Here is a 24,898-nt window from a genome sequence, read left to right as displayed (position 1 = left end):
TAGGATCCGGGGGTGATGCGGAGAGTGAGCCTGCCGTGGGGCACCTACGGGCGCTGGTGCCTGGTCGTGCTGCTGACCGCCCTCGCCGTGCTGAACAGCGCCTCCACCGGCGGCGGCCGGTACGTCACGCCGGCGACCGTCACGGCGGTGCTGTGCGGGGCGGCCCTGCTGGTGCGCCGGCTGCCCTGGTACGCCTCCGCCGTGCCGGCCACCGCGGCGACCGGGCTGTGGGGGTGGCCGCTGCTGCCGCTGCTGCTCGTCGCGCTGTTCGACCTGGCGGCGCGTCGGCGTGCCCGGGTCGCGGTGGGCTGCGCCGCGGCCGCGCTGGGCGCCAACCTGCTCATCCCCCCGGCGATCTCGCTGTGGACCCCGCGGCAGTACGGCTCCACGCTGTTCGTACTGCTGGCCCTGGTGGGCGGGCTGTGGGTGGGCAACCGCCGCCGGTTGCTGAAGGCGCTGGGCAACCAGGTCGAGCATCTGCGGATCGAGCGGGAGTTGCGCGAGGAGGCCGCCCGGGCCGCCGAGCGGTCCCGGATCGCCGCGGAGATGCACGACGTGCTGGCCCACCGTCTGAGCCTGATCGCCCTGCACACGGGCGTCCTCGCGACCCGGAACGAGCAGTTGCCCGCGCCGGTCGTGGAGCGCCTGGCCCTGCTGCGCACCGCTTCCGCCGAGGCCCTGGCCGACCTCCGTGACGTCCTCGGAGCCCTGCGCGACCCCGGGTCCGAGCCCGCCGAGGCCGCTCCGGCCCCCGTCCTGCGCGACGTGGACGCACTGGTCGAGCAGGCACGGGCGGCGGGGCAACAGGCCGAGCTGCGGGTGGAGGGCCGGCCCGAGGACGCTCCCGCCGCGCACCGGCTGGCCGTCTACCGGCTCGTCCAGGAAGCGCTGACGAACGCCCGTAAGCACGCCGGGGGCGCCCCGGTGCGCATCCAGCTCTGCTACCGGCCGCCCGCCACCACCGTCGAGGTCACCAACGCCCCCGGCAGCCCGGCCGCTCACGCCGTCGCCTCCGGTTTTGGACTGGTCGGCCTGCGCGAGCGCGTCACCGCCCTCGGCGGCCACCTGCACGCCGGACCCGGCGGGGCCGGCAGCTGGCGGCTGACCGCCCGCATCCCGCACCCCGCACCCCTCGAACAGAACGGCACCCCCACATGATCCGCGCCTTGATCGCCGATGACGACGCCCTGGTCCGCCTGGGCCTCACCGACCTCCTCGACGGCGACCCGGGCATCCAGGTCGTCGCCCAGGCGTCCGACGGCCTGCACGCCGTCGAGCTGGCCACCGCGCACCGCGTCGACGTCGCCCTCGTGGACGTCCGCATGCCCCGCATGGACGGCATCACGGCCACGGCCCGGCTGCGCGCCCTGCCCCGTCCCCCGAGCGTGATCACGCTGACCACCTTCGACCTCGACGAGTACGTCTACGACGCCCTCGCGGCCGGGGCCGACGGCTTCCTGCTGAAGGACACGGACCCGACCGAGATCCTGCGCGCCGTCCACCTCGTCGCCGCGGGCTCGGCGATGCTCCACCCCAGCGCCGCCCGCCGCCTCATCGACCGCCACCACCGCTCGGGCGGCCCACAGGCGACCGCCGCCCGTTCCCGGCTCGACCGGCTCACGCCCCGGGAACGCGACGTGCTCACCTTCCTCGCCCGGGGCGAGACCAACGCCGACATCGCCGACCGCCTCGGCATGCGCGAGAGCACCGTCAAGGCCCACGTCAGCCGCATCCTCACCGCGCTGGAGGTCACCAACCGGGTGCAGGCGGCCCTGCTGGCCCGCGACGCCGGCCTCACCGCCTGAACTGTCCGGCCGACGCGGCATGTTCGGCTGTTTCCCGCCGTCGGATTCCCTTCCCTTGCACGCCGGTTCACGGCTGAATACAAGAGTTGCACCGCACCACCTCCGCACCACCCATGCCATGTCAGCGGACGACACCTTGGGAGCAGCAGCATGTGCGAGGACAACCACGGCGGGCTCGGGCGGCGCGCTCTGTTCGTGACGGGAGCGGCCGCCGCGCTTACGTTGGGAAGTGTGAGCTTCGCTTCAGCGGCCGACGGAGACCAGGGCGCCGGGGACCAGGAGAGCAGAACGGTGCGCGGCACCCTGCCGCCGGGCTCCCCCGACTTCGTGTACGTGCCCGTCGAGGTCCCGGCCGGTGTCCGGGAGCTCAAGGTCGCCTACACCTACGACCGCCCGTCCGTCCCGGCCGGCACGACCGGCAACGCCCTCGACATCGGCATCTTCGACGAGCGCGGCACCGAGCTCGGCGGCCGCGGGTTCCGGGGCTGGTCGGGCGGGGCGCGCACCGAGTTCTTCATCCGTGCGGACGAGGCGACGCCCGGCTACCTCCCGGGCCCGGTGCGCGAGGGCACCTGGCACATCGCGCTCGGCCCGTACACGGTCGCCCCGCAGGGCCTGTCGTACGAGATCACGATCACGCTGACGTACGGCGAGCCGGGCGAGGCCGCCCGGCCGGTGTACCCGCCGGACCGGGCCAGGGGCCGGGGCCGTGCCTGGTACCGGGGCGACTGCCATCTGCACTCCTGGTACTCCGACGGGCGCCGCACCCCCGCCGAGATCGGGGAACTGGCGCGGGCGGCGGGGCTGGACTTCATCAACTCCTCCGAGCACAACACGCACTCGGCGCACGCCCACTGGGCTGACGTGGCCGGGGACGACCTGCTGGTGATGCTGGGCGAGGAGGTCACCACGCGCAACGGTCACGTCGTCGCGCTCGGCACCGACCCGGGCACCTTCGTCGACTGGCGCTACCGGGCCCGCGACAACCGTTTCGGCCGTTTCGCCCGCCAGATCCGCCGCGCCGGAGGCCTGGTCGTCCCGGCCCACCCGCACGCCACGTGCGTGGGCTGCAACTGGAAGTTCGGCTTCGGCGAGGCGGACGCGGTCGAGGTGTGGAACGGCCCCTACACGCCCGACGACGAGGTGGCCCTCGCCGACTGGGACAGCATGCTGGTGGCGTCCGTACGGGACGGGCGCGACTGGATCCCGGCGATGGGCAGCAGCGACGCCCACCGCGACCCGGACGCCGTCGGACGCCCCCAGACGGTCGTCCTGGCCGACGACCTGACCCGGCAGGCGATCCAGGAGGGCATCAGGGCGGGACGGTCGTACGTCGCCGAGTCCGCCAAGGTCGCGCTGTCGTTCCGGGCGTCCGGCGGGCGCGGGGAACACGCGGGCATCGGCGAGCGGTTGCGGGTGGACCGCGACACCCCGGTCACCGTCCGCCTGGAGGTCACGGGCGCCCCGCGCTGCACGGTCCGCTTCGTCACCGACCAGGGCGTGCTGCACACCAGCGCCCCGCTGCCGGTGTCCGGCTCGGGTGTCGTCGAGTGGCGGACGACGCCGTCGTACGCGGCGTACGTACGGGCGGAACTGCGGCACGAGGCGGCGGCGGGGCCGGTGCCGGGGGCGCTGGCGGCGTTCACGAACCCGATCTTCCTGGGGCGCGCCGCCGGGTGACTCCGGCGATAGCGACGTCAGGTCCCTTCCGGGTCCGCCCGGTCCGCCCGGTCCGCCAGGTCGGCCACGACCGCCGCGTGGTCCGAGGGCCACACCCCGTCCACCGGACCGTCGCACGCCCGCCGGACGTCCCGTACGCGGCCGAGTCCGCCGGGGCCGGGCAGGCCCACGTGGATGTAGTCGATGCGCACGCTCGGCTCGTGGGTCGGCGCCACGTACGGGTTGGCCGCGTCCCAGGTGGCGGCGGGGGCGGCCGGGTCGGCGTACTCCCAGGCGTCGAGGAGGACCTGGCGGGGCACGGCCGGGGCGGTCTTGTAGCCCCCGAGGAGACGGACCTCGTCGGAATCGGGCCAGGCGTTGAGGTCGCCGGTGACGACCGGCGGGAACGGGGTGTCGCCGCGGTGCCGGGCGACGAACTCGGCGAGCGCGGCGACCTGGCGGCAGCGGACCGCCGAGGCGTGCACGGCGGAGGTGAAGTGGGTGGTGAAGAAGGGCACTTCGTGGCCCGGGCCCGCCAGGCGGGCGTAGAAGGCGAGCCGGCCGTCGTTCGTGTCGGCCGGGGCGGGCAGCGGCAGCACGTCCCGGTCCACGACCGGCCATCTGCTGAGCACGGCGTTGCCGATGTCCACCGTGGGATCCCCGATCCGCCGCCGCCAGCGCTCCGGGGCGGGCGAGGCGGCCCAGGCGCAGTGCAGGCCCAGCTCACCGGCCAGCCACTCGGCGAGGTTCTCACCGTCGGCGGCCCACACCTCCTGGAGGCCGACGACGTCGGGGCGCAGCTCCCTCAGGGCCGTGAGAATCGCCTTCTGCCGTGCCTGCCAGGGCCCGAAGCGCCACCACAGGTTCCACGTCACGATCCGCATCCGCAGCCACCCGCTCTCGTCCCGCCGCGTCAGGGATCATTGAAGCAGGAACGGTTGCAGAAACCGTGAGAGCTTCGTGCGAAGGAGACCCGCGACGATGTCCCGCCTCGCCGACCTGAGGTTCCGCGCCGCCACGTCCTTCCAGCGCCGCGTCAATCCGGTCATGCGGTGCCTTCCCCTCCAGTCCGTCCTGGAGACGAAGGGCCGCGTCTCGGGCCTGCCCCGCCGCACACCGGTGGGCGGCCGTCGCGTCGGCGACTCCTTCTGGCTGGTGTCGGAGTTCGGCGAACGGTCGCAGTACGTGCGCAACATCAAGGCCGATCCGCGGGTGCGGGTGCGGGTCCGGGGGCGGTGGCACACCGGGATCGCGCACCTGCTGCCGGACGACGACCCGGTGGCGCGGCTGCGGCGACTGCCGAGGTTCAACGGGCTGGGAGTGCGGGCGTTCGGGACGGATCTGCTGACGGTGCGGGTGGATCTGACGGACGTCTGAGGTCTTCTCCTCAGGTCAGGTTCATGTCGTCCCAGGTCCAGCGGTCGGCGGGCCGGCCGTCGAGATCGATGCCCCAGGGAAGCACCAACTCTTCGGGCGACGGCACCTCTTCGAGCTCTTCGAGGTCCGGGACACGGTTGAGCAGCTTCCTGACGGCCTCGTCCTGCCCGACCTCCTCCAAGCGCTCCAGCAGCACATCGACCGCGTCCGGGTCCGAGACGTCGGTCTCGGACGCGACCCGGCACGCGAGCGACGCCAACGCCTCGCCCTGTTCCAGACGGTCGAGGGCGACGAGGAGCTCCCCGATGCCTTCGGGATCGTCGACGTCCGCATGCACCACCACACCGCGGTCGAGCAAAGTGGCGACCTCGGTTCGCATGCCGAGTTCATGGAGGAACTCCAGCAGCTCCGCGACGGGCGAGGGGTGGAAGATGTCGGTCTCATCGGCCGCTCGGGCGGCCACTGCGATGGCCTCCGCGGACCGGTCGTAGGCCAGCAGGGTACGCACCAGCCAGGGAACGGCATCCGGATCGGAGACATCCGCGGACGCACCCGGGTCTCGGGCGAGGAGAGCGTGCACGGCCTCCGTCTGCCCGAGTTGCTCCATGGCCTCGACGAGCCAGCAAACAGCTTCGGGGTCGTCGAGGCCGGCATGCACCTCTGGAGCGCGGCCGAGCAGTGCGGTGATCGCGTCCCGCAGACCCTGCTCCCGCAACGCGACGAGAAGCGTCGCCACGTTGTTGGCGTCGCCGATGTCGGTCACCGCCACCGCACGGGTGGCCAGCGCAGCGGCGTGCGCCGGGCTGTGGGTGTTCAGTTCCGCCAGCAGAGAGGGAAGGAAGGCCACGTCCGTCGCATCGGCTTCGCGAGCGGCGCGGGCGGCGAGTACTCGGTAGGCGTCGTCGAGCCCCAGAGTGCGCAGAGACTCCAACAGGTCGGCGCAGGGACCGGCATCGGTGGCGTCCGACGTTTCCACCGCGCGTGCGGCCAGCGTGACGGCGGCGCCCTGAAGTCCTGCTGTGCGAAGCCTCGCCAGCAAGTAGACGACCGCATCGGCGTCATCGCAGTCGACGTGGATCTCGGGCTCTCGCCGCATCAGCACGTCGAGCGCCGCGGGCTGCTCATTCCCGTGGAGCACATCGATGAGGAGCCGTACACCGTCCGGGTCGTACAGAGGGGCGTGACCGGCGACCCACAGGCGGCCCGTCCCCTGCGGGTCGTTGTCGTCATCCAGCAGGTCGGCCAGGGCATAGGCGCACGTCGGATGGCCGACGACAACGGCCTTGTGCAACAGGCGGGCTGTCTGCGTCACGTACCCGTGTTGGAGGGCGGACCAGCCGAGAGTCATGAGGTCGTCCGCGTCCGTGGTGTGGTTGAGCAGGGCGCGCCAGAGGGAGGGGGTCCCGGGCCGGTCCGCGGGCTCCATGCGGACATGCTGGACGAGGTAGTCGGCCGGTTCGTACACGGCGTCGCTGCCCGACCGGGTGAGTGGTGTGTGCATCGCGGTCAAGGTGTGCCGTATGTCGGTGCGCCGCCCGTCATCACGTTCGCCCGTGCTCAGGGCCTTCAGCACCGCGTCGGCCCACGCCGCACCGTCGGGCCGGCGCCGCGGGTGCAGCGCGCCGTCGGCGGCGTCCGCCAGGAGTCCGGCGGGCAGGGGACGTCGGTGACCGAGGTACCGTGCGTGGAGGGCCGCTGTCAGCACGGCGTGTTCCACGTGGCTGAAGTGGCTCCCGGGTCCGCATCGGTAGGCGGCGAGAAGGGCGGGGCCTCCGCTGAGGTGTTGCACGACCCGGCCGTCCGCCATCCCCGCCCGCAGTGCGTCGGCGGGCCGGCGGTCCCCGTCGGCTTCGGCGGTCCGTGCCACGGCACGCCATGTGCGCAGTTCGGCGTCCGAGAAGTGGTCGGGCACCATGACCCGGCGACACGCGGCGCAGTCGAGCAGTCCCCGGACCTGTCCGTGCGGATCGCCGACGCGGCCGGCGCGCGTCAGTTCCTCCCAGTACGGGTCGGTCCACAGGGTGCCCACGGCTGTTAGTCCGGGAGTCGAGACCAGTAACCGGCGCAGTTCGGCGGCCGCCTGCTCCGCATCGTGGCCGTAGAAGAAGCGCTGAGCCTCGTTGAGCCAGAGGACCGTCCGGGGCTCGAACTTCCCTTCCAGCAGAAGGCGCAGTAGGTCACCGGAGGTTGACGGGCGCAGAAGCCGGTGCTGGGGAGCAAGGTCGCCCAGCGCCTCGAACAACGCGCGTGTCTTACCGGTGGCCGAGTCTCCCGTCAGCATCAACAGCACTGATTCCCCGCCTGCCAGAGCCGGTGTGAGGTGCGCGCGCAGTTCGGCATCGTGCGCTCTGCGCATGTAGGGGGTCAGGAAGGAGTAACCGCCGGAGTCGGGAGCGGCCAGCACGGCGCGGTGCACCTCCAGAGCTTGCGGGCCCACATCGGCGATACACGGCTCATCGGTACTCACGTCGGTTTTGAGGTCGGTTTTCAGCCGGGCTCGTTTCCACAGGGCGTGCAGATCGTCCACACCGGCGATATCGAGGCCCAGGGCTTTGCCCAGCTTGGCGACCGTGTCCCACGTGGGGCACTTCGGACCGTCGTTGAAAGCCTGGCTGATCGTGGTGTGCCCGAGCCCGGTACGTACTCGCAGCTGGTCCCTCGTCAGCCCGGCCCGCCCGCGCAGGTCCCTCAGCCGCTCCCGCAGCTTCGCCAGGCCGTCGGAGTTCGCCGCATCGCCTTCCACCCCTGCTCCCCCACCTCGGACAGCCCTCCCACCGTTCAGCGATGTTCATTCTCGTCCAGGTGAACCACCACGAACACAGGAATCGCCAGAGTCTGCGGCACAGAGAGAAAGCACGCCGACCAAGGAGATCCCGATGCCTCTCGCGTTCCTGACCACCCTCACGATCCTGGCCGTCATCACGGCCGTGATCATCGCCGCCCTGACCGGCGCGGTGACGGCCTTTCTCGCTCGTGCGGACGGCGCGACGGCGGCCGGCGCCCTCATCCGCGCGGGCGTTGCCTTCGGAGCCACCCTCACCTTGATCGCGGTGCTGGTCACCACGGTGGCCGGGCTGCTGGGCTGACACAGGATGATGCCGATCCGAAGCGCGAGCCGCTCGTCACCCCGGCCAGACGATCGCCTGCACCTCGCTGTAGGCGTGCAGGGCGTACGAGCCGACGTCCCTGCCGACGCCGCTCTTCTTGAAGCCGCCGAAGGGGGCCTCCATGTTGCGGCCCACGGTGTTGACGCCGACGCCGCCGGCCCGCAGGCGCCGGGCCAGCCGGAAGGCGCGGGCCACGTCGCCCGACCAGACGTAGTCGATGAGGCCGTAGTCGGAGTCGTCGGCGAGGGCGATGCCCTCCTCCTCGTCCTCGAAGGGGATGACGACCACCACCGGGCCGAAGATCTCCTCACGGGCCACGCGCATGTCGTTGGTGCAGTCGGCGAGGAGGGTCGGGGCGACGTAGAAGCCGGTCGGCAGGCAGGGGCGTTCGCCGCCGGTGAGGACCACCGCGCCTTCCTTCCGGCCGAGTTCGACGTACGACTCCACCCGGTCCCGGTGTGCCGCCGAGATCACCGGCCCGACCACCGTGTCCGGCTGCCGGGGATCGCCCACCTTCAACCGGCGTGCGTACGCGGCCAGTTGGCCGACGAGTCGGTCGTAGATCCCTCGCTGCGCCAGCACCCGGGTCGGTGCCGTGCAGATCTGGCCGCTGTAGAAGGAGAAGGTGGTGCCGATCCCGGCGACCGCCGAGCCGATGTCGGCGTCGTCGAGGACGACCGCCGCGCCCTTGCCGCCCAGCTCCATCAACTGCCGCTTCATGCCGCGCCCGCACACCTCGGCGATGCGCTGCCCGACCGCCGTGGAGCCGGTGAAGCTGACCATGTCGACGTCCGGCGACGCCACGGCCGCCTCACCGACCTCGGTACGGGCACCGGTGACCACGTTGACCACACCCGGCGGCGCTCCCGCCGCCTCGAGGGCCTCGGCCATGCGGTAGACCGACAGGGGATCCTGGGGTGCCGGCTTCACCACGACCGTGTTGCCCATCGCCAGGGCGGGGGCGATCTTGCCGGCCGGGTTGGCCCAGGGGTTGTTGTACGAGGTGATGCACGTGACGACCCCGACGGGCTGGCGGACGGCGAGTGCGCCCATGACGCCCGCCCGCCCCATCGGCCCGGCCTCGTTGATCTGCGGCGGGATCGCCCACTCGGCGAGCTCCACGCGCGCGTAGCGCCGGAAGCGGGCGGCGGCGACCCCGACCTGCATGCCGCGTGCGGTACCGGTGGTCGCACCGGTCTCCGCCTGGGCCAGCTCGGCGTACGGCACGAGACGCTCCCGGATGATGTCCGCGGCGCGGGCGAGGACCACCGCCCGCTCCTGCGGAGGCGTGGCCGACCACGGCCCGAAGGCCTCGCGGGCCGCGGCGCAGGCCGCGTGCACCTGATCCCGCGAGGCCTCCGGCGCCCACCCGACGGTCTGCTCGGTCGCCGGGTCGATCACCTCGTAGTGTCCGCCGTCCGGCTCCACCCAGGAGCCGCCGACGAACAGCGGCTGCCGTGTCGTCACCTCGTGCTCACCGTCTCCGTGTCCCGGCCGGAGCGCAGCACACGCCCCGGCACGGCACCCGTCACCACGTCCTCCCGGATCGCCTCGACCCCGTTGACCCACACGGCCCGCACGCCCAGCGCCCGGGAGTCCAGCCGCGGGCTGTCACCCGGCAGGTCGTGCACCAGGGCGGCCGGGCCCGCGTCGACCCGCTCCGGGTCGAACAGGACGAGGTCGGCGTGCCAGCCCTCCCGCACCTGTCCCCGCTCCCGCAGGCCGAAGAGCCGGGCCGGGTCGTCGGTCAGCATCTTCACGGCCTGCTCCAGGCCGACCAGCTTCCGGCCGCGCAGACAGTCCCCGAGGAACCGGGTCGTGTACGGCGCCCCGCACATCCGGTCCAGATGCGCACCCGCGTCGGACCCGCCGAGCAGCACGTCCTGGTGCTGCCAGGTCTCCGCCCGCAGCGCCCAGGACGCCGGGTCGTTGTCGGGCGGCATCGGCCACAGCACCGTGCGCAGCCCGTCGTTGGCGCAGATCTCCACCAGGCAGGCGAAGGGCTCCTGGCCGCGCTCCTCGGCGATGTCGCCGACCACCCGACCGGTCAGACCGGCGTTCGCCTCGCTGTAGGTGTCGCCGATGACGTACCGCCCGAAGTTCGCGAGCCGCCGGAAGACGCCCGCCTCCTTGGACCGGGCGCGGCGCAGCATCCCGTCCCGTACGTCCGGGTCGCGCAGCTTCTCGATCCGCTCGGGCACGGGGAGCCCGAGTATCGGCCCCCACCCTGGGATGAGGTTCAGCGCGCAGAAAGTCCCCAGCGACATGTTCATGGGCGTGAGGATCGGCATGGTGAGGGCCACGACCCGGCCGCCCGCCTTCCGCGCCTGCTCGCTCGCCAGGAGCTGCCGGGGCACCCGCTCGGGCACCGCCGCGTCGATGGTCAGGACGTTCCAGTTCAGCGGCCGCCCCGCCGCCGCGCTCATCTCCACGAACAGGTCGATCTCCGCGTCGCTGAACTGATCGAGACAGCCGGCGACTATCGCCTCGATCTGCGTGCCCTCGTGTTCCCCGATGGCCCGCGACAGCGCCAGCAGCTCGGCCGGCCCGGCGTGCCGGGAGGCGACCGGTTTCCCGTCGCCGTCGGAGTGGCTGGTCGACTGAGTGGTGGAGAAGCCCCAGGCCCCGGCGTCCATGGCCTCCCGCAACAGCCCGACCATGGCCGCCAGTTGCTCCCCGGTCGGCTGCCCGCCGACGGCCTCCGGCCCCATCACGTACCGTCGCAGCGCACAGTGCCCCACCATGAACCCGGCGTTGACGGCGATCCGCCCCTCCAGGGCGTCGAGATACTCCCCGAACCCGTGCCAGCTCCAGGGCGCCCCCTTCTCCAACGCCACCAGCGGCATGCCCTCGACCTTCGACATCATCCGCCGTGTGTAGTCGGCGTCCTCGGGACGGTCCGGGTTCAGCGGCGCGAGGGTGAACCCGCAGTTCCCCCCGGCGACGGTGGTGACCCCGTGGTTGAGGGAGGGCGTGGCGTAGGGATCCCAGAAGAGCTGGGCGTCGTAGTGGGTGTGGGGGTCGACGAAGCCGGGGGTGAGGACGAGCCCGTGCGCGTCCTCGCTCGTGCGCGCTTCCTGATCGACCTCACCTATGACGGCGATCCGCCCATCGCGGATACCGACGTCGGCGGTATAGGCGGGCGCACCGGTCCCGTCCACGACGGTCGCGCCCTGGATCACGTGATCGAGCATGGGGCTCACCTCCTGATGTGCGGTGGGACGGTCTCCTCAGGGGCGCGGGGAACTGCGCGACCAGCCACAGACCACCCGCACCCGCCAACGGCGATCAGACACCCCTCCGGAACCGCGAGGTCCGATGCACAGGATCCGTATCGATCTTGGGAATCACGTGCTCCCCGACCAGCCGAATCGTCTGCAGGGTCTCGTCCTTCGGCACCCCCACCGGCAGCCCGAAACTCAACTGGTCCGCCCCCGCCTGCTCCCACCGCTTGCACTGCGTGAGCACTTCGTCCGGATCCCCGCAGATCAGCAGCTCCTCCTCGATGAGGACCTCCACGAACTCCTCGGTGTACTCCGGCAGCGTCTCCGGCCACACCGGAAACCCCTCGGGCCGGGGAAACGTGTCGTGGTACCGGAAGACCAGCGACGGCAGATAGTGCAACTGCCCGTTCGCCGCGATCCGCACCGCCTCCTCGTGCGTCGGCGCGCAGATCGCCGTGGTCGTCACCATCACGTTGTCGTTGACGAAGTCCCCGACCGGCTCGGCGTCGACGATCGCCGTCTTGTACTGCTCCAGCACCCACTCCATGTCGGAGACCTTCTGCACGCTGAAGCCGAGCACGCCGAGCCCCTTCTTGGCGGCCATGGCGTACGACGGCGGCGACCCGGCCGCGTACCACATCGCCGGGTGCGAGCCGCCGTACGGCTTCGGCAGGACCTTCCTCGGCGGCAGCGACCAGTGTTTGCCCTGGAAGCCGGCGTACTCGTCCTGGAGCCACATCTTGGGGAACTCGGCGATGGTCTCTTCCCAGATCTCCTTGGTGTGGTTCATGTCGGTCACACCCGGCATGAAGCCCAGGATCTCGTGCGAGCCGGCGCCCCGCCCGCTGCCGAACTCGAACCGCCCCTCGCTGAGATGGTCGAGCATGGCGACCTTCTCGGCGACCTTCACGGGATGATTGACCGGGGCGAGCGGGTTGAAGATGCCCGAGCCCAGGTGGATCCGCTCCGTGGCGTGCGCCAGGTACCCGAGGAAGACGTCGTTGGCGGACAGGTGCGAGTACTCATCCAGGAAGTGGTGCTCGGAGGCCCAGGCGTACTTGAAGCCCGACCTGTCCGCCTGGATGACGTACTCGGTCTCCTCCATCAGCGCCTTGTGCTCGGCGAGCGGGTCGGTCTCGGCCCGTTTGCCCACGTATCCCTGTACGAAGACCCCGAATTCCAAGGAGATTCACCGCCCCACGGTCATTTCTGACGCTTCGTCAGATAAGTGGTTCCGACTGTTCCACCACCCCCGGGGAGCGTCAATAGCTGACGGGCCGTCAGTCAGATGACGCCGACCCCCGCCAGCCACCCGCCGTCGATCACGAACGGCTGCCCGGTGATGTAGGAGGAGTCGTCGCACGACAGGAACAGGGCGAGCCGCGCCACCTCCTCCGGCTGCCCGGCCCGCCCCAGCGGCACGAGCTTGCGGTACAGCCGGTCGAGCCCCCTGGCCGCCTCCTCCGGGTCGGCGTCCGGGTCCAGCCGGGCCGGGTTGGACATCGCGGTGTCGATGGCGCCCGGGCAGACGGCGTTGACGCGTATCCCCCGCCCGGCCAGCTCCAGCGCTGCGACCCGGGTCAGTCCGACCACGGCGTGCTTGCTGGCCGCGTACGCGCCCACCGCCGCCATCCCGGTCAGGCCGGTGTACGAGGCGGTGTTGACGATCGTGCCCCCGTCGGCCATCTCGGGGGCGACGGCCCTGATGCCGAGGAAGCAGCCCACCTGGTTGACCTGGACGACCTGCATGAACTCGTCGAGGGGTGTGTCGAGGAGGGAGTTGAAGCGGAGGATGCCCGCGTTGTTGACGAGCCCGTCGACGTGGCCGTACGCGTCCCTGGCGGCGGTGACGGCCGCCTGCCAGTCGTCCTCCCGGCCGACGTCGAGATGGACGTACCGGGCGCCGATCTCCTTCGCGAGGGCCTCGCCCTGGTCGTCGAGGACGTCCGCCACGACCACCCGGGCACCCTCGGCCGCGAACAGCCTGGCCTCCCGCTCGCCCTGGCCGCGCGCGGCACCGGTGATGATGACGACCCGTCCGTCGAGCTTGCCCATGGCAGCCCCCTTCGCGCGGTGGACTCGGTGAACTCGGTGGACTCGGCATCGTACCGACATACCTGACGGAGCGTCAGATACAAGACCGGGACGTTGCTGAGGCGAATCTCACGTAACCCACAAGTAGGGATGTTTGACCCTGTCGGAGCCGGTCGGGAACTTCCAGGATCTGTCCCATGGCAAAGAGACGGCTGAAGAACAGAAAGATCAGGATCGTCGCGATCGGATCGGCCCTCGTGGCCGGCGGTGCCGTGGCCACGGTGCTGCTGCCGTCGGCGAACGCCGCCGACGAGAAGACGCCCGAGCAGATCATGACGATGTGCCAGCGGGCCGAGGTGCTCAACGGAAAGCAGCAGTCCATCTCCGATTTCGGCGGCCACCCCATCGCCGGACCGAGTTTCGCGTCCGACAACTGCGATTTCGTCGAGACGAAGTTCGAGACCTTCGACGGACCGGCCGAAAAGGCCTCCATCGACTTCCCGAACTGCGAACCGAACGCCACCGAACCGGCGAAGGTGTCGGTCTCCTGGCAGGCGACTACCGCACAGGGCCAGGGCAAGTACACCGTCACCCAACAGGGCGGCGGAGGAGGGCTCTTCGGGGCGCTGAGCGGATCCTGGCTCAAGCACAAGGGGACCCTCGACATGACCGTCAAGTCGGCGACCGCCGGGGACACGGAGCAGCGGGAAGTCCCGGTCGGCAAGGTGCTCCACATGGAGTTCACGCCGAAGATGCAGCGCATGACGGGCGAATGGCGGGTGCGAATCGACGCCCGTGAGGCGACGACCGTCACCAACGCCACTCCGGAGCAGAACTTCGTGGCCTCGGAGGTCGTCGAGGGCCCGGTCGTGCTGCCGGGCGCGGCCGGCGCCCCGGGTGTCGTGGACGGCACCTCCAAGGCCGTGCTGACCGACTGCTGACCGGCCGCCCCGCTCCCCTTCCCCCACAGGAGAACCCCATGACACGCACCGGCCGCACGAGAAGCCACCGGAGCAAGAAGAAGCGCATCACCCTCGCCCTGGCCCCGGTGGCGGCCGTCGCGGTGGCTGTACCGCTGATGAACCCCGCGGGTGCCGCCACCCCCTCGGAGGTGACCGCCGACTGTTCGGCGGACTCCGACAGGCTGGAGAACTGCGAGTTCGTCGACGTCCAGTTCAAGCGGAACAACCTCGGGCCCAACCAGCGCGTCTCCGCGGTGACCGACAACTGCGGATCGACGGGCACCGCCTCGAAGACGTTCAACGTGAGCACGTCCGTCACCAGGACCATTCAGCTGGAGGACGGATTCACCGCGGCCGCCGACACGAAACTCGGCAATTCCTTCTTCGAGATCGGCGTGAAGTTCAGCACGTCCGAGATCGACATCACGCGTGACGACAAGACGACCACCTTGCAGTTCAGCAGGACGGACACCGTGCAGCCCGACAGCGTCGGGTTCTTCATGTGGTCCGCGAAGCGCACCGACGTGAGCGGCTACCTCAAGGCCACGTACAAGGAGGCGCAGGACGGCGGCAAGGTCTTCTTCTCCCCGAGCGAGGGCGCCACGAGCGTGCACGTCTTCTATCCGCAGATCCTGAAGAACGGCACCCCCGACGGGCGTCTGTGGCTGCGCAACGTGAAGTGCGGAACGCCGGAGGCGTCGGGCCTGAAGAATTCCACGCGCGCCCTGAGGTCCGAGCCGGGATTCGGTGAGGGCGGCGAGAACGTCACCGACGTCGAGATTCCGCTGACGGAGATTCCGGCGCGGTAGACAAAGAGCTTCCGAGGTTCTCAGATGCGAAGCACGGGCGCGGCTCCCAGCCACCTCAGGACCGCGTCCGTGCTGCCGCGCGCGTCCAGCTTGGCGTAGATGTTGCTGAGGTTGTTGCGGACGGTCTTCTCGCTCAGCCGTAGGCGCAGCCCGATCTCCTGCGCGCCCAGCCCCGTCGACAACAGCTCCATGATCTGCCGCTCGCGCGGTGAGAGCTGCCCGCGCAGCCGCTCCAGCGCCGTGTCCTGCGTGGACGCCCGCCGGGCCCCCTCGCGCAGGGCCGCGCAGGCCGCCGGGGAGAGGTAGGTGTGCCCGATGGTGGCTCCGACGACGGCCGAGGAGAGCATGCAGGTGCAGTAGTCGCCCTCGACCAGGTACCCGGCGCCGCCCCGGAACACCTGCACGATGGTCTCGGCGTCCCGGTACGGACCGACCACGATCACCGGCACGCCGTCGGCCCGCAACTCCCGCAGGCCGTCCACCGGTTCGGCGCAGCGCAGGACGACGACGTCCACCCCGGCCGGGACGCGGAAGGGCGGGGGCGGGCGCAGGGTCACCACCCGCTCGACGTACGGGTCGTCCGGGGCCGGCCAGTCGGGGTGCGGCCAGGTGCCCTCGGGGCAGGCGAGGGCGACGGAGAGTTTCCGGGAAGTGCGCACGTCATTGTGTCCTTCCGCCGAAGCCGTACGTGTCCGTACGTCCGTACATACGGAGACCGGCGGGGACATGTTCAAGCTTTCAAGGAACGCGCTCACGGCAGCAGCGGCGCGACCTCCTCCCCGAACTGCTCGATCTGCCCGACGAGTTCGTCCCGGCTCCGGCTGCGGAACCGCACCTGGACCTGGTCCACCCCCATAGCGCGATAGGCCCGCAACGACTCGGCGATCGCGTCGGCGGGCCCGCTGAGCGTCCGCCGCCCGACGTCCCAGCCCGCCGTCCCGACGTACAGGGGCTCGGCGATGGCGCCGACGGTGAACGACCCCTCGATCCCGGCCTCTTCCCTGAGCCGCCGTATCCGCGCGATGCGGTCCGGCAGCAGGTCCCTCGGGTCTCCCTGCGGCAGCCAGCCGTCGCCCTTGAGCGCGGCCCGTCGTACAGCGGCGGGCGAGGATCCGCCGACCCACAGGGGGACACGGTCCTGCGCCGGGCGGGGCCGCTGCCCGAGCCCCTCGAAGTCGTACAGCTTGCCGTGGTGTTCGGGGAACTCGTCCGCCCCGAGAGCGGCGCGCAGGGCGTCGATCGACTCGTCCAGCACGGCCCCGCGCCGCTCGAAGTCGGCGCCCAGCGCCTCGAACTCCTCCCGGACATGCCCGGCCCCGACCCCGAGGGTCAGCCGGCCGCCCGACAGATGGTCGAGGGTCGCGTACTGCTTGGCGCCGAGCAGCGGATGCCGCAGTCCCACCACGGCGACGTGACTGAGCAGCCGGGCCCGCTCGGTGGCCGCCGCGAGGAAGGCGAGGGTGGCGACCGGGTCGTACCAGACCGTACTCATCGCGGACGCGAGCCGGCGGGGGATGGCGACGTGGTCGCAGCTCGCCAGGTAGGCGAAGCCGGCGCGGTCGGCGGCGCGGGCCACGGCGAGCAGATCCTCGGGCCCGGCGGCGGCTTCCCAGGGTTCGGCGTAGAGGGTGCTCTGGGACTGGACCGGGAGCTGGATCCCGTACGCCAGGCTCACCGCGTCCCGCCCCAGAGGCCGTCGTCGGTCAGCCCCAGCAGCTCGATCGCGTTCCGCCGCACGATCCGCTCCACCACCTCCGGATCCAGGTGCCCCATCTGCGCCTCGCCGACCTCGCGGGACTTGGGCCAGGTGCTGTCGGAGTGGGGGTAGTCGGTCTCGTAGAGGACGTTGTTCAAGCCGATCGCGTCCAGGTTGCGCAGCCCGAAGGCGTCGTCGAAGAAGCAGCCGTAGACGTGCTCGGCGAACAGCTCGGACGGCGGCCGGTGCACCTTGTCGGCGACCCCGCCCCAGCCGCGGTTCTCCTCCCACACCACGTCGGCGCGCTCCAGGATGTAGGGGATCCAGCCGATCTGCCCCTCGGCGTACATGACCTTGAGGTTCGGGAACTGCTCGAACTTGCCGCTCATCAGCCAGTCGACCATCGAGAAGCAGCAGTTGGCGAAGGTGATGGTGGAGCCGACGGCGGGCGGGGCGTCCGCGGAGGTGGAGGGCATCCGGCTGCTGCTGCCGATGTGCATGGCGACGACCGTGCCGGTCTCGTCGCACGCGGCGAGGAAGGGGTCCCAGTCGTCGGTGTGGATGGAGGGGAGCCCGAGGTACGGCGGTATCTCGGAGAAGGCGACGGCACGGACACCGCGTGCGGCGTTCCGCCGGACCTCCTCGGCGGCCAACTCGGGGTCCCAGAGGGGGATCAGGGTGAGCGGGATGAGCCGCCCGTGCGCCTCGGGACCGCACCACTCCTCCACCATCCAGTCGTTGTAGGCACGGACGCAGAGCAGCCCCAGCTCGTGGTCCTTCGCCTCGGTGAAGGTCTGGCCGCAGAAGCGCGGGAACGTCGGGAAGCAGAGGGCGGACTGGACGTGGTTGACGTCCATGTCGGCGAGCCGGGCCGGGACGTCGTAGGAACCGGGACGCATCTGCTCGTAGGTGATGACCTCCAGGCGTATCTCGTCCCTGTCGTACCCGACGGCGGTGTCGAGGCGGGTCAGGGGCCGGCGGAGGTCCTCGTAGACCCACCAGTCACCGACGGGACCGTCGTCGCCGGGCGCGCCCATGACGGGCTTGAAGCGCCCGCCGAGGAACGTCATCTCCTTCACGGGCGCACGGACGATCCGGGGTCCGGCGCCGCGGTACTTCTCCGGGAGCCGGTCCTGCCAGACGGTCGCGGGCTCCACCGTGTGGTCGTCCACGGAGATGATCAGCGGAAACGTGCTCTCGTGGGTGTCCATGGCGCTCACGGTAGCGCCGATCTGACGACCCGTCAGCTATGCGATCCGCATGGATCCCCCGGTCGCATGCTCCTGGGCCGTGAAGCGCGGCAGGCTGCGAACCTCGGGGTACTGAAGGACCTGGGTGAAGCGGGAGACATCCCACGTGCGGAAAGACCGCGGGACTGATCACGCTCGGCGACTGCAACACCGCGACGGCGCGCAAGCTGATCACCGCGTTGTGGGGAACCGGCCGGACGGAGGGGTCCATGCTGCTGGATCTCGACCTGGTCGCTGCGCCCGAGGTCGTACCCGAGCTGCGTCGCACGCTGCGCGCGTGCCTGGGTGCGCCCTGCGCCGACGTACAGCTGTGCGTCACGGAGCTGATCGGCAACGTCATCCGGCACGTCGGCGAGGGTGCCCCGGTGAGGGTGCGCGTATCACGCTCCGGCGGCCGGACCCGCGTCGAGGTCAGCGACCCGGACCCCCGCGCCCTGCCCGTCCTCCGGCACGCCACGGCCGATGACGAGACCGGTCGCGGCCTGCCCCTTCTCGACGCGGTGGCCTCGCGGTGGAGCGTCGAGCAGGGTGATGCGGGCAAGACGGTCTGGTGCGAACTGGCGTGGGACGAGCAGCACGGGCGTTCTGATGCGCGGGTTCTGGACATGCTTCGGCCGCGACGGCTCCCCCTCCGCGCCGCCGCGGCCGAACCCCGTGTGGAGATGGCTTACTTCGTCGGCTTGAAAGGCTCCGACGTGGCGTGCATGTCCTTCGTGGTCATGGGCTCACCGGTGGCGTGCATGTCCTGGGTGGTCACGTCACCGTCGGCGGTCTGCGCGTCGTTCACGGCGGCTTCCGTGTCCGTCGTGCCGGTGGCGTGCATGTCCTGCGGCTTGATGACCGGCTCGTCGCTCATGTCCTGGCTCCCGTTGATGTGTTTGTCAGTGGGTCGGCGAAGCCCGTCCGGTCACTCCCCCGCGGGTGGCCGGACGGGCCGTCCTGGGCCGCTCACCCTAGTTCGTCAGGCAAGGCCCTCATCAGTGACCCGTCTGCCCCCCGACGCGACGGATCGACTGGTACAAGAATGGCGTCCGGCGATAAACGAATGATGAACGCCCCGCAGGCAGTCACGCCGCCCGCACGGGGGTCAGCAGTTCCCGCACGGCCATTGCCTCGGGGGACCCCAGCTCCTCGTAGATGCGAAGAGCTTCCCGCCAGCACGCCTGCGCTCGATCCGTCTGTCCGATACCCGTGAGCGCGCGCCCCAGCACCGTGAGGACGTTGCCGCGCCGCCATTCACCACCGATGCCGCGCAGCACCGTCAAGGCGAGTTCGGCGTTGGTCGCCGCTTGGGCGTTGCGCCGTGCGGCGATGTCGACTTCGGCAAGGCGGAACAGGGTCATGCCCTCCCAGAGTCGCTGCCGGCTGTCACGGAAGACCTCCAACGCCTCATGGAGCCTGTCCGCCGCCGCCGTGAGCCCGCCGCTCTGGGTGAGTGCCATTCCCAGCGCGTAGCGGCCGTTGGCGCTCCGCATGGAGTTGCCCATGGCGTCGTAGATCTCGATGCCCTGCTGGGCCAGTGCCACCGCGCTCTGGGTCCGCCCCGCCGCGAGGTGGATTCGGGAGAGGTTGCACAGTGCGCTGGCCTCTCCCGGACGGTCGCCCAGTGTGCGGAAGTGCTGGATGGCATGGGAGAGGTGATCTTCCCCGTCCGCGTTGCGGTTCTGGTACAGCGCGATGATGCCGCGGGCGTTGCGCCCCCAGCACACGGGCAGGAGGTCGTTCGCCTGCCGGGCGAGGCGTATCACCCGCTCGGCTTCCTGGTCCGCCATGTCGAAGCGCCCGCCGTCGACGTGCGCATGAGCCAGGGTCATCAGTGCGCGGGCTTCCACTTGGGGAACGCCCACCTCCCGTGCCGCCTCCAGCAGTGCTTTTGCCGTCGCTTCGTACTCCCTCGGATGTGCGCCGGACTCGGAGAGGTCGAGTGCGGCCCACAGGAGGTCGATGGCCCGTGGGAGGCTCTGGGGACGGCTCGCCGACTGGCGGGCGAAGGCCAACAGGCAGTTCGCCTCGGTGTAGAGCCAGTCCCGCGCGGCTCTCCGGTCAGGAAACACCAGCCCCGGATACGCCGTGACCGCCAGATGGTCCACCAGCCGGTCCCCCGGCCGCTCGATCGCGTACACCCCGGCCGCGGACGCCAGATAGAAGTCCAGCAGCCGCGACAGCGCCGCCCCGCGCTCACTCGGCGGCAGCTCGTCCCGTTCGGCGCACGCACGCGCGTAGAGCCGCACCAGATCGTGGAAGCGATAGCGGCCGGGAGCCGCCGACTCCAGCAGGGAGGTGTCCACGAGGGACTCCAGCAGGTCCTCCGTGTCCTCCACGGGGAGATCCAGGATCGCCGCCGCGGCCGGGAGGGACATGTCCGGGCCGTCGGCCAGACCCAGCAGCCGGAAGGCGCGGGCCTGGGCGGGCTCCAGCTGGCCGTAGCCCAGCTCGAAGGTGGCCTTCACCGCCAAGTCGCCGGCCTGGAGTTCGTCCAGGCGGCGGCGTTCGTCGGCGAGCTTCGCCGCGAGGACCGACACCGTCCAGGTACGGCGGGCCGCCAGGCGGGACGCCGCGATGCGGATCGCCAGCGGCAGGAAGCCGCAGGCCGCCACCACGTCCAGGGCGGCCTTCCGCTCGGACGCCACCCGCTCCTCGCCCACGATCTTCGTGAACAGCGCCAGGGCCTCGTCCGGCGACATCACGTCCAGGTCGACCAGGTGGGCGCCCGCCAGGTCCACCATCCGCACACGGGAGGTGACCAGCGCGGCGCAGCCGTCGGTGCCGGGCAGCAGGGGGCGTACCTGGGCGGCGTCGCGGGCGTTGTCCAGCAGGACCAGGACGCGGCGGCCGGCCAGGACCGAGCGGTACAGCGCCGCGCGCTCCTCCAGGGAGTCGGGGATCGCCGTGTCGGCCGTGCCGAGGGCGCGCAGGAAGGACCCCAGGACCGTCTCCGGCTCCGCCGCCCGGGCGCCCGCCCCCTGGAGGTCGACGTACAGCTGTCCGTCCGGGAACGCCCCGCGCGCCTGGTGGGCCACGTGCACGGCGAGGGTCGTCTTGCCCACGCCGCCGATGCCGGCCAGGGCCGAGACCGCCATGACACGGCCCTCGGCGGCGGTCAGGATGTCGCCGAGCTCGCGCACGAAACCGGAGCGGCCGGTGAAGTCCGGCACCGTCGCGGGCAGCTGCGCCGGACGGACCGGGACGGCGGCCGGCTCGGGGGCCGGGGAGGAGGGCTCCGCGAGACCCGGGTCCGCCTGGAGGATCCGCTGCTGCAGTTCGCTCAGGCCGGGGCGCGGGTCCACGCCGAGTTCGTCGGCGAGCAGGCGCCGGGTGTCGGCGTACACCGCGAGGGCCTCGGCCTGGCGGCCGCTGCGGTACAGCGCCAGCATCAGCAGCTCGCGCAGCCGCTCGCGCAGGGGATGGGCCGCGGTGAGGGCGGTGAGCTCCGAGACCGCCTCCGCGTGGCAGCCCTGCTCCAGGTCCATGTCCAGCCGGGATTCGAGGAGCTGGAGCCGCCATTCCTCCAGGCGGACGCGCTGTGCCTCCGCGTACGGGCCCGGCACACCGGCCAGCGTCTCCCCGTCCCACAGGGCGAGGGCGCGCCGCAGCACGTCACGTGCGTGGCAGAGGTCGCCGGCCGACCGCGCCTTCTCCGCCTCGGTCGCCAAGTCCTGTGCGACGGCGAGGTCCAGGGCGCCGTCGCCGAGACCCCGTACCGCGTAGCCGCCGGACTCGCTGACCAGGACGCCCGGGTCCAGGACCTTGCGCAGGCGGGAAGCGTACGTCCGTAGGGCCGCCAGGGCCTGCGAGGGCGGTTCCTCACCCCACAGGGCGTCGATCAGCTCCGCGGCCGTGGCCGTACGGCCCTCGCGCAGCAGCAGGGCGGCGAGCAGGGCCCGTTGCTGGGGGGAACCGGTAGTGATCGGCGCTTCGCCGCGCGAGGCGCGCACCGGTCCGAGCACGCTGAAGCGCAGCGCCGCGGACTCCGCCGGCTTCGCGGACCCAGCCGATGTGCCGAACTCAGCCCCGTGAGCCGACTCCGGCGGCTCCGGCGAGGAGTCGGAACGCCGCTGCTCCGGTACGCGCGGCACACCGTCCGGTACACCGTCCATGCAGTCCCCCTAGACATCCTGAGCAACCACGCCAGTTTGCCTTGTGCACGGCGAATACGTCAGCCGTGGGGGGCACCGATCACAGGGCAACACACGGCGGTCCACGAGGTCTGCACACTGTCTCCGCACTGCTGTTGGAACTGGAGCAACTGGACCGAGGCCGGGGCGGGCGGGTTCAGGCAGGGAGCCTGACCGACTCGGCGGCAGCGCCCGAACTCTCAGGTCGGTGGTGGGTGTCTGTCCCGACGTGGGCTGCGGCCGCGCGCCATAGTGGGTCCGTCAGATCAGCAGTCGGCTCTACCGGAGGTGGCGGCATGCCCGGCGAGCAACCGCAGTTGTACGAGACGCTCGACGAGCGGTTCCGGACCGACCGGTGTCAGGCGGGGGACTCGAAGCTGGAGACGCTGTTCGAGGGGTGCCGGTGGGCCGAGGGGCCGGTGTATGTGCCGGCCGGGCGGTATCTGCTGTGGAGCGACATCCCGAACGACCGGCTGCTCCGCTGGGACGAGACCACCGGGTCCGTCGGGGTCTTCCGCTCACCCGCCGGGTACCCGAACGGCAACACCCTGGACGGCCAGGGCCGTCTCGTCACCTGCGAGCAGGGCAACCGGCGGGTGACCCGGACCGAGCACGACGGTTCGGTCACCGTGGTCGCCGAGCGGTTCAAGGGGAAGCGGCTCAACAGCCCGAACGACGCCGTCGTGCGGTCAGACGGGTCGGTGTGGTTCTCCGATCCCGAGTTCGGGATCGCGACCGACTACGAGGGGCACCGCGGGGAGAGCGAGATCGGGGCCCGGAACGTGTACCGGGTGGATCCCGGCAGCGGCGAGGTGCGCGTGGCCGCCGAGGGCTTCCAGGGCCCCAACGGACTGGTGTTCTCCCCCGACGAGCGCAAGCTGTACGTGTCGGACAGCGTGGCCAACCACATCCGTGTCTTCGACGTCCGGCCGAACGGCACCCTGTCCGGCGGCGACGTCTTCGCCGAGTGCCGGAACGGCAACTTCGACAACATCCGGTTCGACGACGAGGGACGTCTGTGGGCCGCCGCCCTGCACGGCGGTGTGCACTGTTACGACCCCGACGGCACGCTCCTCGGCCGCGTCCTGGTGCCCGGCACCGTCGCCAACATCCGGTTCGGCGGCGCCCGTCGCAACCGGCTGTTCATCGCCGCCGACAGCACCCTCTACTCCCTCGTCATGTCCGTCACCGGGACCCCGCCGCTGCCCCCGGTCAGCCGCTGAGCAGGCCGTCCCGCAGCGCCCCCTTCACGACCTTTCCGCTCGCGTTGCGGGGCAGTTCCGCCACGAACTCCACCGTCCTCGGGACCTTGTAGTTCGCCATCTCCCTGCGCGACCAGGCGATCAGGTCGTCCGCCGTCACGAGAGCGCCCGGCCGCCGTACGACGTAGGCCCGGCCGACCTCCCCCAGCCGGGCGTCGGGGACGCCGATCACCGCCACGTCCGCCACGTCCGGGTGGAGGCCCAGGAGTCGCTCTATCTCGGCGGGGTAGGCGTTGAAGCCGCCGACGACGAACATGTCCTTGAGGCGGTCGGTGATGCGCAGGTTGCCCGCCGCGTCCAGGACGCCGACGTCGCCCGTGCGCAGCCAGCCGTCCGCCGACAGCACCTCGGCGGTGGCCGCCTCGTCCTCGTAGTAGCCGGTCATGACGTTGAAGCCGCGGACCAGGACCTCGCCCGGCGTGCCGGGTTCCAGGGGCTCGCCCCGGGAGTTCACGACCCGCACCTCGGTGCCGGGGATCGCTCGGCCCGACGTCGACGCGATCACCGTCGGGTCGTCGCCGCGCCGGCACATCGTGACGACGCCGCCGGCTTCGGAGAGGCCGTAGGCCGTCAGGACCGTGCCGATGCCGAGTTCCCCACGCAGCCGCTCGACGAGTCCCAGCGGCACCACCGCCGCTCCCGTCACCACCAGGCGCAGTGCCGACAGGTCGTGCGCGTCCCGTGCCGGGTGGTCCAGGAGGGACTGGAGGAGGGTCGGGGGGCCCGGGAGCACCGAGACCCGTTCCGCCGCGATGTTGGCCAGGACCGTGCTCACGTTGAACACCGGCTGGGGAATCATCGTCACGCCCCGGATCAGGCAGGCGATCACGCCGGCCTTGTAGCCGAAGGCGTGGAAGAACGGGTTGACGATCAGATAACGGTCGCCCCGGGTCAGGCCCGCCAGGTCGCTCCAGATGTCGTACGCCCGCAGCGTCTGCGCGTGGGTGACGACCGCGCCCTTCGGGCGGCCCGTCGTGCCCGAGGTGAAGATGAGGTCCGAGGGCCGGGAGCCGTCGACCGCGTCGGCCGTCGCACGCACCTGTGCCGTCCCGACCGCCTCTCCGCTCGCCAGGAAGTCCTTCCAGGTGAGGAAGTCCGCCGGGGCGTCCTCCGAGAGGACCACCACGTGCTCCAGGGCCGGCAGGCCGGGCAGCGGGCCGGGGCCCGGGCCCTGACCCGCGGCTCTGCGCAGCGACGCCACGTACGACGTGCCGAGGAACGTGCCCGTCACGAACAGCAGCCGCACCCCGCTGCGCCGCAGGACGTCCGCCGCCTCCGCGCCCTTGAACCGGGTGTTCAACGGCACGAGCACCGCACCCGCCGAGACCGCGCCCAGGGCGCTGACGATCCAGTCGAGCGTGTTCGGCGCCCAGACGCCGACCCGGTCGCCCGGCCGGATGCCGTTCGCCAGGCAGGCCGCCGCCGCGCGCTCCACGCGGGCGCCCAGCTCCGCGTAGGTGATCCGGGTGCGGCCCTCGACGACCGCCTCGACGTCCGCGTACCGCTCGGCGGCCGTCCGCACCAGGCCCGGGATGCTTCCCCACTCCGTATCCGCTCGCACCGCAAGCCTCCCCAGCAGTACCGGCACAGGAGCTGAC

Annotated in this window: 20 protein-coding genes and 1 pseudogene; 9 read left to right on the top strand and 12 right to left on the bottom strand. The window is 71.5% G+C overall.

Annotated features, from left to right (window positions below; all coding sequences use genetic code 11):
* The first annotated feature begins 15 nt into the window (after positions 1-15).
* The 3 genes from ACZ6TU_RS24450 (at position 16) to ACZ6TU_RS24440 (ending at position 3,485) form a co-directional block, all read left to right on the top strand.
* A complete protein-coding gene (locus tag ACZ6TU_RS24450; protein ID WP_467672955.1) occupies positions 16-1,158 on the top strand; it encodes a sensor histidine kinase in 1,143 nt (380 codons plus the stop codon).
* Positions 1,155-1,805 (top strand): response regulator, encoded by a 651-nt coding sequence (locus ACZ6TU_RS24445; RefSeq protein ID WP_467672953.1) that lies wholly within the window; start codon positions 1,155-1,157, stop codon positions 1,803-1,805. Before ACZ6TU_RS24450 ends, ACZ6TU_RS24445 begins: the two co-directional genes overlap by 4 nt.
* A 150-nt stretch (positions 1,806-1,955) precedes the next feature.
* A complete protein-coding gene (locus ACZ6TU_RS24440) occupies positions 1,956-3,485 on the top strand; it encodes a CehA/McbA family metallohydrolase (RefSeq protein WP_467672951.1) in 1,530 nt (509 codons plus the stop codon).
* A gap of 17 nt (positions 3,486-3,502) precedes the next feature.
* Here the strand turns inward: ACZ6TU_RS24440 and ACZ6TU_RS24435 are convergent, their stop codons facing one another.
* On the bottom strand, positions 3,503-4,348 hold the full coding sequence (locus tag ACZ6TU_RS24435) for an endonuclease/exonuclease/phosphatase family protein (RefSeq protein WP_467672949.1): 846 nt from the start codon (positions 4,346-4,348) through the stop codon (positions 3,503-3,505).
* Between the two features lie 97 nt (positions 4,349-4,445).
* Here ACZ6TU_RS24435 and ACZ6TU_RS24430 point away from each other — a divergent pair, with 97 nt between their 5' ends.
* Positions 4,446-4,841: a nitroreductase/quinone reductase family protein gene (locus ACZ6TU_RS24430; RefSeq protein WP_467672947.1), complete on the top strand. Its 396-nt coding sequence runs from the start codon at positions 4,446-4,448 to the stop codon at positions 4,839-4,841.
* Between the two features lie 10 nt (positions 4,842-4,851).
* Here the strand turns inward: ACZ6TU_RS24430 and ACZ6TU_RS24425 are convergent, their stop codons facing one another.
* Entirely contained in the window at positions 4,852-7,584 is a 2,733-nt protein-coding gene (locus ACZ6TU_RS24425) for a helix-turn-helix domain-containing protein (protein WP_469550990.1), read from the bottom strand.
* A 133-nt stretch (positions 7,585-7,717) separates the two neighbouring features.
* Here ACZ6TU_RS24425 and ACZ6TU_RS24420 point away from each other — a divergent pair, with 133 nt between their 5' ends.
* The gene (locus tag ACZ6TU_RS24420) at positions 7,718-7,927 is read left to right on the top strand and encodes a hypothetical protein (RefSeq protein ID WP_469550987.1); all 210 of its coding nucleotides are present in this window, start codon (positions 7,718-7,720) and stop codon (positions 7,925-7,927) included.
* Positions 7,928-7,963: 36 nt separating this feature from the next.
* On the opposite strand, the gene ACZ6TU_RS24415 is transcribed toward ACZ6TU_RS24420, so the two are convergent.
* The 4 genes from ACZ6TU_RS24415 to ACZ6TU_RS24400 all read right to left on the bottom strand — a co-directional run bounded on the left by ACZ6TU_RS24415 (position 7,964) and on the right by ACZ6TU_RS24400 (position 13,227).
* On the bottom strand, positions 7,964-9,415 hold the full coding sequence (locus ACZ6TU_RS24415) for an aldehyde dehydrogenase family protein (protein ID WP_469550984.1): 1,452 nt from the start codon (positions 9,413-9,415) through the stop codon (positions 7,964-7,966).
* Positions 9,412-11,142 (bottom strand): N-acyl-D-amino-acid deacylase family protein, encoded by a 1,731-nt coding sequence (locus ACZ6TU_RS24410; RefSeq protein ID WP_467672939.1) that lies wholly within the window; start codon positions 11,140-11,142, stop codon positions 9,412-9,414. The genes ACZ6TU_RS24415 and ACZ6TU_RS24410 overlap by 4 nt, the downstream gene beginning before the upstream one ends.
* A 94-nt stretch (positions 11,143-11,236) precedes the next feature.
* Complete coding sequence (locus ACZ6TU_RS24405) at positions 11,237-12,355, bottom strand: LLM class flavin-dependent oxidoreductase (RefSeq protein WP_467672937.1); 1,119 nt, start codon at positions 12,353-12,355, stop codon at positions 11,237-11,239.
* A gap of 101 nt (positions 12,356-12,456) precedes the next feature.
* Positions 12,457-13,227: an SDR family NAD(P)-dependent oxidoreductase gene (locus tag ACZ6TU_RS24400; protein ID WP_467672935.1), complete on the bottom strand. Its 771-nt coding sequence runs from the start codon at positions 13,225-13,227 to the stop codon at positions 12,457-12,459.
* A 176-nt stretch (positions 13,228-13,403) separates the two neighbouring features.
* Here ACZ6TU_RS24400 and ACZ6TU_RS24395 point away from each other — a divergent pair, with 176 nt between their 5' ends.
* Together ACZ6TU_RS24395 and ACZ6TU_RS24390 are read left to right on the top strand one after the other, a co-directional pair.
* Positions 13,404-14,147, top strand: a complete 744-nt coding sequence (locus ACZ6TU_RS24395; RefSeq protein WP_467672933.1) for a hypothetical protein — start codon at positions 13,404-13,406, stop codon at positions 14,145-14,147.
* 38 nt (positions 14,148-14,185) lie between these two features.
* Positions 14,186-14,977, top strand: a complete 792-nt coding sequence (locus tag ACZ6TU_RS24390) for a hypothetical protein (protein ID WP_467672931.1) — start codon at positions 14,186-14,188, stop codon at positions 14,975-14,977.
* Positions 14,978-14,997: 20 nt separating this feature from the next.
* Here ACZ6TU_RS24390 and ACZ6TU_RS24385 read toward each other — a convergent pair whose 3' ends face one another.
* The 3 genes from ACZ6TU_RS24385 to ACZ6TU_RS24375 form a co-directional block, all read right to left on the bottom strand.
* The gene (locus ACZ6TU_RS24385; protein WP_467672929.1) at positions 14,998-15,636 is read right to left on the bottom strand and encodes a LuxR C-terminal-related transcriptional regulator; all 639 of its coding nucleotides are present in this window, start codon (positions 15,634-15,636) and stop codon (positions 14,998-15,000) included.
* Positions 15,637-15,728: 92 nt separating this feature from the next.
* Entirely contained in the window at positions 15,729-16,646 is a 918-nt protein-coding gene (locus ACZ6TU_RS24380; RefSeq protein ID WP_469551384.1) for a TIGR03619 family F420-dependent LLM class oxidoreductase, read from the bottom strand.
* A 2-nt stretch (positions 16,647-16,648) separates the two neighbouring features.
* On the bottom strand, positions 16,649-17,884 hold the full coding sequence (locus ACZ6TU_RS24375) for an amidohydrolase family protein (RefSeq protein WP_467672927.1): 1,236 nt from the start codon (positions 17,882-17,884) through the stop codon (positions 16,649-16,651).
* 248 nt (positions 17,885-18,132) lie between these two features.
* On the opposite strand from ACZ6TU_RS24375, the pseudogene ACZ6TU_RS24370 reads away from it, so the two are divergent.
* Positions 18,133-18,414 (top strand): annotated as a pseudogene (locus ACZ6TU_RS24370) (ATP-binding protein); the annotation flags it as partial.
* Positions 18,415-18,590: 176 nt separating this feature from the next.
* Here ACZ6TU_RS24370 and ACZ6TU_RS24365 read toward each other — a convergent pair.
* Positions 18,591-18,779, bottom strand: coding sequence for a hypothetical protein (locus ACZ6TU_RS24365; protein ID WP_467672923.1), 189 nt, complete (start codon positions 18,777-18,779; stop codon positions 18,591-18,593).
* Positions 18,780-18,990: 211 nt separating this feature from the next.
* Entirely contained in the window at positions 18,991-22,020 is a 3,030-nt protein-coding gene (gene afsR / locus ACZ6TU_RS24360; protein ID WP_467672921.1) for an SARP-family global regulator AfsR, read from the bottom strand.
* Positions 22,021-22,334: 314 nt separating this feature from the next.
* Between afsR and ACZ6TU_RS24355 the strand changes: the two genes are divergently transcribed.
* Positions 22,335-23,261: an SMP-30/gluconolactonase/LRE family protein gene (locus tag ACZ6TU_RS24355; protein ID WP_469550977.1), complete on the top strand. Its 927-nt coding sequence runs from the start codon at positions 22,335-22,337 to the stop codon at positions 23,259-23,261.
* On the opposite strand, the gene ACZ6TU_RS24350 is transcribed toward ACZ6TU_RS24355, so the two are convergent.
* Entirely contained in the window at positions 23,251-24,861 is a 1,611-nt protein-coding gene (locus ACZ6TU_RS24350) for a FadD3 family acyl-CoA ligase (protein WP_469550974.1), read from the bottom strand. The two genes, ACZ6TU_RS24355 and ACZ6TU_RS24350, sit on opposite strands and share 11 nt — an antisense overlap.
* Positions 24,862-24,898 lie beyond the last annotated feature (37 nt).

This window comes from Streptomyces sp. NPDC052064 (assembly GCF_055585925.1).
The sequence above is the reverse complement of the archived record's forward strand: the minus strand, read 5'-3'. Positions and strand labels throughout refer to the sequence as shown.